Consider the following 13,648-nt stretch of genomic DNA (forward strand, 5'->3'; position numbering starts at 1 on the left):
ATGCTATATTCATTCGGTTTAACAATACCAGGAAGCATCATTGAAACGACTGACGCTCTCTCTTCTGCTCTATTGGCAGAGTATTTACGCAATAGCTGCGGGTGAGCAATGGCAACATTATCTGTCCATCATGGACGAGCCTCTGTATAAGAAAGATTTCAAACACTTCCGGTACGTCAATCCCGCAGCGCCCAAAGGTGGTCATCTGCGATTAGCAGCCCTTGGAACCTTTAATACTCTGAATCCATACAGTGCCAAAGGAATAGCCCCCTCGCAGGCGAATAATACTTTCAGGTTTGGCTTTCTGGAGCTGAACGAACCCCTGATGGTGGGCACTGGTCCTTACGCACCCTCCATGGAACATAAAAATACAGCCTATGGTTTAATCGCCGAAGCGGTAGCTTATGATCCGGAAAAACATAAGCTCTCATTCAAGCTGAGAACAAATGCCCGTTTTCATGACCAGCATCCCATTACCACGGAAGATGTAGAGTTTTCCTATAAAATACTGCTGGAGCACGGGCACCCAAACTTCAAACTGACACTAGAGCAAGTTGAACGCATCCAAATCGAAGATCACTACATTATCCACTTCTATCTGAAACCCTCATCTTCTAAAGCGCTCCCAATTAAACTCAGCGAGCTGCCTGTCTTACCAAAGCATTACTGGCAGAATCGTGATTTTGAAAAAACCACACTGGTCCCACCCTTACTCAGTGGTCCTTATAAGATTTCCAGGGTCAAGCCGGGGTCAACGATCGTCTTTGAACGAGTGCCAGACTATTGGGGGGAAGATCTTCCCGTTAATAAGGGGCTTTATAATTTTGATAAAGTTACTCTGAATTTCTACCGTGACCGTCATGTCAGCTTTCAGGCTTTTAAGAACGGGGAGACCGATGTCCACTATGAAGGCGAGGCGAAAAACTGGGAAACAGCTTATGTCTTTCCAGCCATGCAACAAGGTAAAGCGACCAGACTGAACATTCCTGACAAGATGCATTATGGCAGAAGGTTCTTTGTCTTTAATCTCAGATCCCCACTGTTTCAGGATCGAAGAGTCAGGCAGGCTATCAGCCTGTTATTCGACTGGGAATGGTCTTCAGCAAACCTCTTCCATAACGCCTATGTCCGCACCACCGGTTTCTTTGGCGCTCATGAGAATAATACATCTGCGGTCCCGTCAGAGAACGAGCTGGAACTGTTTGAAGCTTTTCAGTCGATAGTGCCACCGGGGCTCTATTCCCAACCTTTTGAACTCCCAAAAACAAACGGGGATGGGAACATCACAAGCCATCGAAGACAAGCCCTGAAACTGCTAAAAGAGGCCGGTTGGCATTATCATCAGGGACAATTATTAAGCGCCCGGAATGAACCCTTTCACTTTACATTTCTTCACTACTCAAAACTGGCTGATCGTTACATACTTCCTTTTGCGGCCAACCTTGCCAGCGTGGGAATCAAAATGGATTTTCGAGCCATAGACCTGAGCCAATATCAGCGAAGACTGCGTCAAAGGGATTTTGATATGGTTCAAACAACCCTGACGGTGCCTTTTCTTCCCGGCGAAGACCTTAAAGGGTTATTTCACTCAGAGTCTGCGGACTCTGAAGGCAGCCGCAATCTGGCCGGGATTCATAACCCGGCCGTCGATGGCTTAATTGATCATGCGCTGTCAGCCAACACCGGAGAGGCTCTTTATACTGCTATGCAGGCTCTGAATCGTCTCTTGCTCTGGGAATATTACTTCATTCCCAACTGGCAGGGGCGTTTTATAAGAATCGCTCATTGGCAGCATGTGCAACCTCCTGACACTTTCCCACCCTTTGGTATTCGTCTCACTTCATGGTGGATGAAACCAGCCTCTAAAGCCCTTCAACGACAAGGAAAAAAATGACGATCAAACGATGGGCAAGAACTCTTATGGCGCTGAACATTGCCTGGTTTTATCCTTCTGTACTGGCCAGTGTTCAGGAATCCTATCGCACAGGTCATGCCATCAGCCTGATCGGCACTCCCAAATATCCTGCCGACTTTCAACACTTTTCCTATGTCAATCCTGATGCTCCCCGTCAGGGTAAGGTCAGACTGGCGGTTCTAGGCACTTACGATACCTTTGATCTCTTAAGTTCCAAAGGTGTGCCTGCTGCCGTTGGTGCCTACATTTACGACAGCCTGATGTTTGCCAGCCGGGATGAGCCCGGCAGTCTTTATCCAATGATTGCCGAACGTATCGAATACCCGGATGATAATCGCTGGGTACGTTTCGTTATTAACCCGAAAGCCCGTTTTGCCGACGGCAACCCGATTACTGCCGAAACTGTGAGGGATACATTTTTTCAATATAAAAATGGCGACTTCTCCAACTTCAAGCTCCTGTTGAAGGATGTTAATCAAATAGAAGTTGAACCCGGAAACCGGGTAAAACTGACCCTGAATGTCCCCGAAGACAAGAAGCTGCCTTTTCGACTGGCCCAGCTACCCATAATTCACAGTAATTACTGGACAAAGTCTGAAGATGTTGACACTAAGATCCATATTCCTGTCAGCTCAGGGGCTTACAGCATCAAGCACTATGAGCTTGGCCAGACCGTTTTTCTTGAGCGAAACGAGGATTACTGGGCTCAGAAGCTGCCTGTGAATATTGGCCGGAATAACTTTAAGCAGATCAGACTGGAGTATTTCAGGAACTCCACACTCTCTCTCGAGGCTTTTCTCAGTGGACACTACGATATCCGGATAGAAAATCTGGCCAAAAACTGGACTTATGCATACAAGGGTAAGGACCTGGAGAGCGGGAAGATCATCAAGAAAAATTACCCTCGCAAGAGCTTTCAGGTTCAGTCCTTTATCTTTAACAGTCGAAAATACCCTTTTAACGATCAACGGGTCAGAGAAGCCATCAGTCAGGGTTACGATGTAGCCTGGACCAACGCCAATCTTCTTTATGGCATTTATTCAGCGCCCGAAAGCCTGTTTGCCAACTCGGATTTTGCCCACTCAGGCATACCCGATAGAGCTGAAGCCCAACTGCTTGAACCTTATCGGGACATACTTCCTGAGAAGCTGTTTAAACAACCCTGGACTGGTGTACAAACAGATGGCACTGGCAATATCCGAAAACAGCTCAGTTATGCTAATAGACTTCTGAAACAGGCTGGCTGGGAACTCAAAAACGGCAAAAGAGTCAACAAGGAAACCGGTGAGCCACTCAGGTTCGAATTGATGCTGGCGGTGCCAGAACAGGAACGTGTTGCTATACCGTTCAAAAGTAATCTGGAAATGCTCGGCATTGAAATGCAGATCACCTCGCTGGATGTCTCTCAGTACATTCGAAGAGTGCGCAATCAGGATTATGACATGCTGCTCAGAACCTTCCACCAGCCTGATGTGCCTGGCAACGAACAAAGAGAATACTGGAGCAGCAGTACTGCCAATCAACAGGGCACGCAGAACCTCGCAGGTGTCAATCACCCTGCGGTTGACGCCATGATTGAGTCTATTATCAAGGCTGAATCCATCAACCAGTTGCAGGCCGCCACCAGAGCTATGGATCGCATCCTGCTCTGGGAAAATTACACCATTCCCCAGCTCTACCATCGTTACTGGCGGGTAGCATACAGAAGCCACTACAACTATCCTGACAACGGAGGTCTTTACGGCTCTGTGGACCTCAGCATCTGGTGGGAGAAAGAACCAAAATGAAACGCCTTGTTGCGGGAATATTTTTGATAGTAACGTCCTCTTTGGTATGGGGAGCAGAAAACATTCCTCTGAAGCATGCCATAAGTCTCTATGGTGAACCTAAGTACCATAAGGATTTTGAACACTTTGACTACGCCAACCCGGACGCTCCAAAAGGCGGTGAATTCAGACAGGCTGTGACCGGCCAGTTTGACAGTCTTACACCTTTTGTAGATCGCGGTTCGGCTGCGGCTGGCAGCGACTTGCTGTATGACAGCCTGCTGCAAAGATCCTGGGACGAGCCTTTAAGTAAATACGGTTTGATTGCCCAGTACATAGAATTGGACCCTGATAACCGCTGGGTTGCCTATCATATTAACCCCAAAGCTCACTTTAATGATGGCCATAAGGTGTCAGCCAGTGATGTAAAATTCTCGTTTGATCTTCTGAGGGAGAAAGGCTCAACGTTCTACCGCCACTTCTATGATGATATCGAGAAAGCTGAAGTCACAGCGCCTATGAGGGTACTATTTACCTTTAAAAACAACAAAAACCGGGAGCTGCCTCTAATCCTGGGGCAAATGCCTATACTTCCAGAACACTACTGGAAGGACAGACATTTTCCGCCCTCCGGATTTGAAGTCCCCGTCACCAGCGGTCCTTACCAAGTCGATAAAATCAATCCCGGACGATCCATCAGTTATAAAAGAGACGAAGATTACTGGGCACAAGACCTGGCTGTAAACCGGGGTCGGTATAATTTTGACCGCATGCTGTTCGAATATTACGGAAACGAATCTGTGCTGTTAGAAGCGATGTTCAGCAATCAATATGACTTCAGACTGATTACAGACCCAACCATCTGGAATACCCAGCTGAGCGAGAACCGAATTAAAAAATATCGTCTGGTACAAGAAGTCATAAAGAACCATAACCCCCAAACCCTGACGTTAGCCTACAATACCCGGCGACCGTTTCTAAAAGATGCCAGAGTCAGGGAAAGTCTGGGATACGCTTTTAATTTCAAGCAGATCAACGACCACCTTTTCTTTGGAATGTATCGACCTGCTGAAAGCTTTTTTGCAGGCTCTGAGCTGGCAGCCAGTGGAATTCCATCAGCTGAAGAACTGAAATGGCTGGCCCCCTTTCAGCAACAACTGCCTGAAGCCCTCTTCCATGATCCCTTCAAGGTACCTGATAGCCGACTGGCATCGGGCGACCGATTGAGTATGGCAAGCGCACTCAGGTTATTAAAACAGGCAGGCTGGGAAATAAAAGATAATCAACAAGTTAATGCCATGGGGGAACCACTGGTCCTGAACGCACTGGTAGCCACTGAAGAACATGAAAAAGTTCTGCTTTCCATCAAGGACGGTCTGAGTCGTCTTGGTATTACCTTAAATGTTCATCGTATAGACCCACTCCAGATGGTAGCCAGACTCCGTGAACTGGATTTTGAACTGGTACTGCATGTCTATCGACATACTGCATCACCAGGCACCGAACAGGTATCCTTCTGGGGATCGGAAACCGTTGATCAACCAGGAACCAGAAACCTGTCGGGTGTTCATTCACCGGTGGTCGATCACATAGCTCAATTGATTCCATCAGCCACCAGCCGTAAAGAACTGCTTTCAATGGTTCATGCCCTGGACAGAGTTCTGCTGTGGGGACACTACTCACTGCCTCTCTGGTACTCACCTTCCTGGAACGTTCTGTACCGGGATACTCTGAAGCATCCTGAGACGACGCCGCTTTATGCTCTTGACCTGAGTACATGGTGGTATCAAACGAATAAACCACCATCAGCCAGAGCTAGTGCTGGTTCAACACTGAAGAAGGTAGATTAACCGCTTGGGTGACAGGGTACATTGCGATACTAACAATCAGGAACTCTCTGGTTACATGTTTGTAGGTGTTGATTCTGAAGCAACACAGGTATTTTAATTGCTTCAGATCAACTTTTACCGTCATCTAAAAGTATTAATGACCTTTTTATGATGAATTAGACCTTGCCTGTCAGGTTTGATAGGTGTTTACAATATTGTCAGAAATCGGAACAACTCCGCAAGAAGCAATACCTGTAGTCAGGGAGCCGACTATAGTTTTGAGGCAAAAGTTATAACAATGCGATCCAGGCTAACCATGAATCATACAGTGATGATAAAAAGATCGTTGAAGACAACGATTTTCCAGTCCCTCCCCATTGCGACACTCTTGCTTTCCCTGTCTGTGATGCCTTTATCGGTAAAAGCAGAGGACGCAGTTAATAAACTCCCTTCCCTCTCCCTTTACGGTGACAGCAAATACTCAAAAGATTTCAAACATTTTGACTACGTGAACCCCGATGCACCCAAGGGTGGAACCTTGCGAATGGCCAGCATGGGGACTTTTGACAGCCTGAACCCCTATATAGAAAAAGGAACTCCGGCTGCGGGATTAGGCTTGATTTACGATACTCTGATGACCAGCAGTGCCGATGAACCTTTCTCCATGTACGCCCTGGTAGCTGAATATGCAGAGCCCGCCGTTGATAACAGCGGCATCACTTTCCACTTGAATGCAAAAGCCCGGTTTCACGACGGACAGCCTGTAACCGCCGAAGATGTGGTTTACAGTTTTGAACTGCTCAGGGACAAAGGCTCACCGTTTTACAGGGCTTATTATGGCGATATTGCCATGGCTGAAGCCCTGTCCAAACGCAGTGTGCGCTTCGTTTTCAAACACAACCGTAATCCTGAACTTCCCCTGATCATTTCCCAACTCCCGGTTCTTCCAAAACACTTCTGGGAAAAAGAGTCGAATAACTTCGAAGAGGGCAACCTGACTCACCCTCTGGGCAGCGGCCCATACAAAATCCGTTCTGCCGAGCCGGGTCGCAGTATTGTTTACGAGAGAGTTGTTGATTACTGGGGTAAGGATTTGCCGGTCAACAAAGGTCGCTATAACGTTGATGAGCGTCGTTATGACTATTACCGGGATGCCAACGTATCACTGCAAGCATTGAAAGCCGGGGAATACGATCTCCGCTTTGAAAATATTGCCAGAAACTGGGCCACCGCCTATGACACTCCGGCAGTTAAAAAAGGTGACCTGATTCAGGAATCCATCCAAACCAAAGCCCCTCAGGGTATGCAGGGGTTTGTCTTTAACCTGCGCAGAGATATTTTCAAGGACGTCAGAGTTCGAAAAGCGTTGAATTACGCCATGGACTTCCAATGGCTTAACAAGAATCTGTTCTATAACAGTTACACCCGGACACAGAGTTATTTTGCCAACTCTGATATGGAAGCAACCGGCATTCCTGAAGGTAAAGAATTGGCCTACCTTGAGCCCTGGCGAGATCAACTCCCCGCCGAGTTATTTACCCAACCCTTCAAACTGCCCGTCACCGATGGCAGTGGCAGAATCCGCAATCAGCTGAGCGAAGCTCTGTCCCTGATGGAACAGGCAGGCTGGAAACTGGAAAATGGCTCGCTCCGGAAAAACGGCAAGCCCTTTGAATTCGAAATTCTTCTGTATGATTCAAGCATGGAGAAAGTGGCCCTGCCAATGAAGAAAAACCTTGAAGCCATGGGCATCGATGCCAACCTGCGAATCGTGGATATTTCACAATACATAAACCGCCTCAGAAGCTTCGACTTCGATATGCTGGTCAGTCGCATTCCCCAATCCAGTTCGCCCGGAAACGAGCAACGGGACTTCTGGGGCAGCGAATCAGCGGATCTGCCAGGCAGTCGAAACCTGATAGGGATTAAAAACCCGGTGGTTGATGGCCTGATCAGGGAATTAATCAATGCCGACTCCAGAGAGGATCTGGTCGCCGCCGTTAAGGCTCTGGATCGGGTGCTGCTCTGGAATCAATACATGATCCCCCAATGGTATCTGGCCAGTAACCGGGTTGCCTACTGGAAGCCCCTTAAACACCCTCTCAGCCGTCCTGATCAGGAACCTCTTTATCAGTTGGACCTGGACTCCTGGTGGATAGAACCGACAACCATCAGGGCTTCTTCAGACACGACCGCCGATGGCGAAGAAAAAAATGAAGAAAATAAAGGCATACCACTTTGGCCTGTCGGCATTCTACTGGTCATCCTGTTTCTGGGATGGGTCATCCGTCGTTCAAAACGTCGCAACTGAATTATGAAAAGCTATATTCTACGCCGTCTGGCGTTAATGATTCCGACACTGTTTGGCATCCTGCTTCTGAACTTTGTCATCATTCAGGCTGCACCGGGTGGCCCTGTTGAGCAGATGATTGCCAAACTGGAAGGTTTTGAAATCAATGCCACCAGTCGCATCGGAGGTTCCGGCAGTGCCGAGATTCAACAATTGAGTGTGGACGAATCCGGTGAGTATCGGGGACGGCGGGGACTGGACCCGGAACTCATCAAAGACATCGAAAAGCTTTACGGTTTTGACAAACCCGCCTACGAGCGCTTTATACAGATGGTTGTCAACTACGCTCAATTTGAATTTGGCGACTCCTTTTTCAGGGATGCGAAAGTCATTGACCTCATCAAGGAAAAGTTACCTGTCTCAATCTCTCTGGGTTTATGGAGCACACTGCTGATTTACCTGATCTCCATTCCCATGGGGATTCGAAAAGCAATAAAGCACGGTAGCCACTTCGATGTCTGGACCAGCGCTGTTATTACCACAGGCTATGCCATTCCCAGCTTTCTGCTGGCCATCCTGCTTATTGTTCTGTTTGCCGGTGGCAGTTACTGGAACTTCTTCCCACTGCGCGGGTTGACTTCGGAAAACTTTGATCAACTCAGTCTGATCGGCAAACTGGCAGATTACGCCTGGCATATGGTTCTCCCGGTTTTTTGCATTGTTATTGGTGGTTTTGCAACATTAACGATGCTGACCAAAAACTCTTTTCTCGATGAGATTCATCGCCAATATGTGCAGACAGCCCGCGCCAAGGGTCTGGATGATAACCAGGTGCTGTACGGACATGTTTTCAGAAACGCCATGTTGCTGGTGATATCCGGATTTCCTGCGGCCCTGATTGGCATACTGTTCACCAGCTCATTGCTGATTGAAATTATTTTTTCACTGGATGGACTGGGCCTGCTCGGCTACGAAGCCGCCATTAATCGCGATTACCCTGTGGTCTTCGGATCCCTGTTTATCTTCACTCTCATAGGCATGGTGGTAAAACTGCTGGGAGATCTGACCTACATGCTGGTCGACCCAAGAATTGACTTCGAGGCGAGGGACTAATATGGCATCGTCTCAAAGCATAAAACCTTCCCGTATAAGCCCGCTCAACCGGCGACGCTGGCAAAGTTTCAAAAGTAATCGGCGGGGCTATTACTCACTCTGGATTTTCGGTTTCCTGTTTTTCACCACGTTATTTGCCGAGTTCATCGCCAATGACAAACCCCTTCTGGTGTATTTCAAGGGTGAAATCTATACCCCCATTTTACATATCTACCCTGAGACAACCTTTGGTGGTGAATTTGAGCTGGAAATGGATTACCGTCAGGACTACGCAAAAGAGTTGATCGAGCCCCATGGCTGGATGCTCTGGCCTCCCATCCATTACAGCTACGACACCATCAACTATGCCCGCGTTGCTCCGGCGCCTCCCACGCTCGAGAATCTGCTGGGCACCGATGATCAGGGCAGAGATGTATTGGCAAGGGTTATTTATGGTTTCAGAATATCCGTACTTTTTGGTCTGATTCTGACGCTGTTCAGCTCTGTCATAGGGGTTGCCGTAGGCGCCATACAGGGATTTTATGGCGGACGAACTGATCTTATAGGACAACGATTTATTGAAGTCTGGTCAGGTATGCCCAGCCTGTATCTGCTGATCATTCTTTCCAGCTTTGTCGAGCCCGGCTTCTGGTGGCTGCTGGGTATTATGCTGCTGTTTTCATGGATGGCACTGGTGGATGTGGTCCGTGCCGAATTTCTGCGTGGTCGAAACCTTGAATATGTCCGTGCAGCCAGAGCCCTGGGGATGACCGATAGCCGATTGATGTTTCGTCACATTCTGCCCAACGCCATGATTGCAACAGTCACCTTTATGCCCTTTATTCTGACCGGAGCCATCACCACCCTGACTTCTCTGGACTTTCTGGGTTTTGGTCTGCCAGCCGGATCGCCTTCACTGGGTGAGCTGATCGCCCAGGGTAAGAATAATCTTCAAGCGCCATGGTTGGGCATTACAGCCTTCATGGTAATGTCAGTGATGCTGACCCTGCTTGTGTTTATCGGGGAAGCCACCCGCGACGCTCTGGATCCACGCAAATACGTTACAGGTCACTAAGCGATGACAAGTTCCCTGCTCCAAATCAAAGACCTGAAAGTCCGCTTCAATCAGAGCGGTGGCAGCAGCGATGCGGTAAAAAACGTCAGTTTTGAACTGTTTCCCGGAGAGACGCTGGGTCTGGTGGGTGAGTCCGGCTCAGGTAAATCCATTACAGCTCTGAGCATACTGCAACTGCTTCCTGAAAATGCCAGTCACCAGGGCGAGATAGTGTTTGCTGGCAAAAACCTGTTGGCTCTGTCAGAAAGAGAAATGCGAGGCGTTCGGGGTCATCAGATTGGTATGATTTTCCAGGAGCCCATGACCGCTCTCAATCCACTGCATACCATAGAGAAGCAGATCTGCGAAGTTCTCAGTCTGCATCTGGGAATGCGCCCTCAATCTGCCAGTCAGCGGGCTTTGGAGCTGCTTGAACTGGTGGGCATTCAGGAGCCCGCCAAAAAGCTTTCAGCCTATCCTCACGAATTGTCCGGTGGCCAGCGCCAAAGAGCCATGATTGCCATGGCACTGGCCTGCGAGCCAAAGGTCCTTATCGCTGATGAGCCCACCACGGCACTGGATGTCACCGTCCAGAGGCAAATCCTGACACTGTTGGCAGAGTTGCAGCAGAAAATGGGTATGGCTATTTTATTTATCAGCCATGACCTCAACCTGATCCATCATGTTTCCCATCGAATTTGCGTCATGAAAGATGGAGAACTGGTGGAAACCGGTGCCACAGAAGCGGTTTTTAATCAGCCAAAACATCCTTATACGACAGAGCTGCTCAATGCTGAGCCTTCAGGGGCTCCTGCTCCTGTCTCTGATGAGCAACATAAGATTATCGAAGGGCAGGACATCAGGGTCTGGTTTCCAGTCAAAGCGGGATTCTTTCGAAGAACGGTTGACCATATCAAAGCCGTCACCGATCTTTCCATCTCAGTTGCAAAAGGTGAAACACTGGGTATTGTCGGTGAATCCGGTTCTGGAAAAACCACATTGGGCATGGCCCTGCTGAAGTTGCAGGAAAGTCAGGGCCAGATCTACTTTGAAGGTGAAGCCCTCCACCTCCTGAACCAGAAACAGTGTCGTCCATACCGACGACAGATGCAGGTTGTTTTTCAGGACCCCTATGGCAGTCTGAGTCCGAGAATGACCATTGCCGATATTATTGGTGAAGGACTCGATATCCACCAGCTGGCCAGCGACAGTGAACGGGACGATCTGATCATAAAAGCCATGGCAGAAGTCGGTCTTGACCCTCAATGGCGACACCGTTATCCCCATGAGTTTTCTGGCGGGCAGAGACAGCGTATTGCCATAGCCAGGGCCCTGGTTCTGAAACCCGGACTGATTATTCTTGATGAGCCTACTTCAGCTCTGGACAGGACTGTCCAGTCTCAGGTTATTGAGCTGTTGAGAGACCTGCAGAAAAAATACAACCTGAGCTATATTTTTATCAGCCATGACCTTGCTGTAGTGAAAGCTATGAGCCACAGGATTCTGGTGATGAAAGACGGTGAGATTATTGAGCAGGGATCAACTGAACAGATCTTTCACCATCCGCAAACAGGATACACCCGCGAGCTGCTTGAAGCCGCCTTCGAAAGTCATCAGCGGCGCTGATTCCTGACAGGAAAAACAGTCTGCATTCTGAGAGTATTTCATCGTTCTTTTATGAAGAAGATGAAATACTTCACTCCCTGATTCATTGTCATCACTGGCTTTTCAACTATCTTCACTTCACCTGCAGACGAATCCCGTCGGAGTAAGCAGCATGTCCCTGTTTGAACATTACCAGCAAAGATATGACCTGACCCAGGAAGAAGAGATGAGCCTTCAGGCTTTCCTGGAACTGTGCAAGAATGAACCCGGAACCTACGCCAGCGCCGCCGAGCGTATTCTTGAGGCAATTGGTGAGCCGGAGCTTATCGATACTTCCAGAAACCCGAGGCTCAGCAGAATTTTCTCCAATAAGCTGATCAAACGATATCCGGCGTTTGATGGCTTCTTTGGTATGGAAGAAGCCATTGAACAGATTGTTTCTTACTTCCAGTACGCCGCCCAGGGACTGGAAGAGAAAAAGCAGATTCTCTACTTGCTTGGCCCGGTGGGCGGTGGTAAGTCTTCTCTGGCAGAGAAACTGAAGGAACTGATAGAAAAAGTACCCTTCTATGCCATCAAGGGGTCACCGGTGTTCGAATCACCGCTGGGTCTTTTCAACCCGGAGCAGGACGGAGAGCTGCTCGCGAAAGAATTCGGTATACCCGGCCGCTGTCTGCGCTACATTATGTCCCCATGGGCTGTTAAGCGCCTCGAGGAATACAAGGGTGATATCAGCCAATTCAGAGTCGTCAAACTCTACCCTGACCGACTGAAGCAGATTGCCGTTGCCAAAACCGAACCCGGCGATGAAAACAATCAGGATATTTCCAGCCTGGTGGGCAAGGTGGATATACGACAACTGGAAGAGTATTCCCAGGATGATCCGGATGCCTATAGCTTCTCAGGGGCACTTTGTAGAGCCAATCAGGGCATTATGGAATTTGTCGAAATGTTCAAGGCGCCGATCAAGGTACTCCACCCTTTACTGACAGCCACCCAGGAAGGTAATTACAACAGCACAGAAGGTCTTGGCTCAATTCCTTATGAAGGCATAATTCTTGCCCACTCGAACGAATCGGAGTGGCAGACATTCAGAAACAACAAAACCAATGAAGCTTTCATTGATCGCGTCAATATAATCAAGGTGCCCTACTGCACCCGCATGAGTGAAGAGATAAAAATTTATCAGAAGCTGCTTGAGCACAGCTCTCTGAACAAGGCGCCCTGTGCCCCGGACACATTGCGGATGCTTGCTCAGTTCAGCGTCCTGTCCCGAATTGTAGATCCGGAGAATTCTTCCATTTACTCGAAGATGCGGATTTATGACGGCGAGAATCTCAAAGACACCGATCCCAACGCCAAATCGCTCCAGGAATACAGGGATGCCGCTGGCGTTGACGAAGGCATGGAAGGATTATCAACCCGTTTTGCTTTCAAGATTCTCTCAAAGGTCTTTAATTTTGACCCTACCGAAATAGCAGCTAACCCGGTTCACCTGTTGTACGTTCTTGAACAGCAGATTGAACAACAACAGTTCCCTGAAGCGTTGGAAGAGCGTTACATCGGCTTTCTCAAGGAGTATCTGACGCCAAGATACGTTGAGTTTCTGGGTAAGGAAATACAGACGGCGTATCTGGAGTCCTATTCTGAGTATGGCCAGAACATATTTGATCGCTACATTACCTACGCGGATTTCTGGATTCAGGATCAGGAGTTCAGGGACCCGGATACCGGGCAGATTCTTGACCGTAAGGCACTGAATGATGAGCTGGAAAAAATTGAGAAGCCAGCGGGCATAGCCAACCCGAAAGACTTTCGCAACGAAGTGGTGAATTTTGTGCTCAGGGCCAGGGCTGACATGCAGGGCAAGAATCCCATCTGGCTCAGTTATGAGAAGATGAGAGCCGTGATTGAGAAAAAGATGTTCTCCAACACAGAAGATCTGCTGCCGGTCATCTCATTCAATGCCAAGGCTTCTCATGACGACCAGAAGAAACATGCCGACTTTGTAGACCGCATGGTCCAACATGGCTACACCGAAAAGCAGGTCAGGCTGCTGTCTGAATGGTACATCAGGGTCAGAAAGTCCCAGTAGCC

Annotated in this window: 8 protein-coding genes; all 8 read left to right on the top strand. The window is 48.5% G+C overall.

Annotated features, from left to right (window positions below; genetic code table 11):
* The first annotated feature begins 40 nt into the window (after nucleotides 1–40).
* The 8 genes from ACOMG9_RS11905 (at nucleotide 41) to ACOMG9_RS11940 (ending at nucleotide 13,646) form a co-directional block, all read left to right on the top strand.
* Nucleotides 41–1,894, top strand: a complete 1,854-nt coding sequence (locus tag ACOMG9_RS11905) for an extracellular solute-binding protein (protein WP_448217049.1) — start codon at nucleotides 41–43, stop codon at nucleotides 1,892–1,894.
* Entirely contained in the window at nucleotides 1,891–3,702 is a 1,812-nt protein-coding gene (locus ACOMG9_RS11910; RefSeq protein ID WP_448217050.1) for an extracellular solute-binding protein, read from the top strand. Before ACOMG9_RS11905 ends, ACOMG9_RS11910 begins: the two co-directional genes overlap by 4 nt.
* Nucleotides 3,699–5,531, top strand: coding sequence for an extracellular solute-binding protein (locus tag ACOMG9_RS11915; protein WP_448217051.1), 1,833 nt, complete (start codon nucleotides 3,699–3,701; stop codon nucleotides 5,529–5,531). Before ACOMG9_RS11910 ends, ACOMG9_RS11915 begins: the two co-directional genes overlap by 4 nt.
* Before the next feature lie 295 nt (nucleotides 5,532–5,826).
* Nucleotides 5,827–7,821: an extracellular solute-binding protein gene (locus ACOMG9_RS11920; RefSeq protein WP_494530287.1), complete on the top strand. Its 1,995-nt coding sequence runs from the start codon at nucleotides 5,827–5,829 to the stop codon at nucleotides 7,819–7,821.
* A gap of 3 nt (nucleotides 7,822–7,824) precedes the next feature.
* Entirely contained in the window at nucleotides 7,825–8,913 is a 1,089-nt protein-coding gene (locus tag ACOMG9_RS11925; RefSeq protein WP_448217052.1) for a microcin C ABC transporter permease YejB, read from the top strand.
* Between the two features lies 1 nt (nucleotide 8,914).
* The gene (locus ACOMG9_RS11930) at nucleotides 8,915–9,967 is read left to right on the top strand and encodes an ABC transporter permease (RefSeq protein WP_422133750.1); all 1,053 of its coding nucleotides are present in this window, start codon (nucleotides 8,915–8,917) and stop codon (nucleotides 9,965–9,967) included.
* Between the two features lie 3 nt (nucleotides 9,968–9,970).
* The gene (locus tag ACOMG9_RS11935) at nucleotides 9,971–11,572 is read left to right on the top strand and encodes an ABC transporter ATP-binding protein (RefSeq protein WP_448217053.1); all 1,602 of its coding nucleotides are present in this window, start codon (nucleotides 9,971–9,973) and stop codon (nucleotides 11,570–11,572) included.
* 151 nt (nucleotides 11,573–11,723) lie between these two features.
* On the top strand, nucleotides 11,724–13,646 hold the full coding sequence (locus tag ACOMG9_RS11940) for a PrkA family serine protein kinase (RefSeq protein ID WP_448217054.1): 1,923 nt from the start codon (nucleotides 11,724–11,726) through the stop codon (nucleotides 13,644–13,646).
* Nucleotides 13,647–13,648: the final 2 nt, after the last annotated feature.

The sequence above is a fragment of the Endozoicomonas sp. PH6C genome (assembly GCF_059322965.1).

Coding starts and splice junctions, on each gene's coding strand:
- ACOMG9_RS11915 (WP_448217051.1), top strand. CDS start 3,699: ATGAAACGCCTTGTTGCGGGAATATTTTTGATAGTAACGTCCTCTTTG.
- ACOMG9_RS11935 (WP_448217053.1), top strand. CDS start 9,971: ATGACAAGTTCCCTGCTCCAAATCAAAGACCTGAAAGTCCGCTTCAAT.
- ACOMG9_RS11940 (WP_448217054.1), top strand. CDS start 11,724: ATGTCCCTGTTTGAACATTACCAGCAAAGATATGACCTGACCCAGGAA.
- ACOMG9_RS11910 (WP_448217050.1), top strand. CDS start 1,891: ATGACGATCAAACGATGGGCAAGAACTCTTATGGCGCTGAACATTGCC.
- ACOMG9_RS11930 (WP_422133750.1), top strand. CDS start 8,915: ATGGCATCGTCTCAAAGCATAAAACCTTCCCGTATAAGCCCGCTCAAC.
- ACOMG9_RS11925 (WP_448217052.1), top strand. CDS start 7,825: ATGAAAAGCTATATTCTACGCCGTCTGGCGTTAATGATTCCGACACTG.
- ACOMG9_RS11920 (WP_494530287.1), top strand. CDS start 5,827: ATGAATCATACAGTGATGATAAAAAGATCGTTGAAGACAACGATTTTC.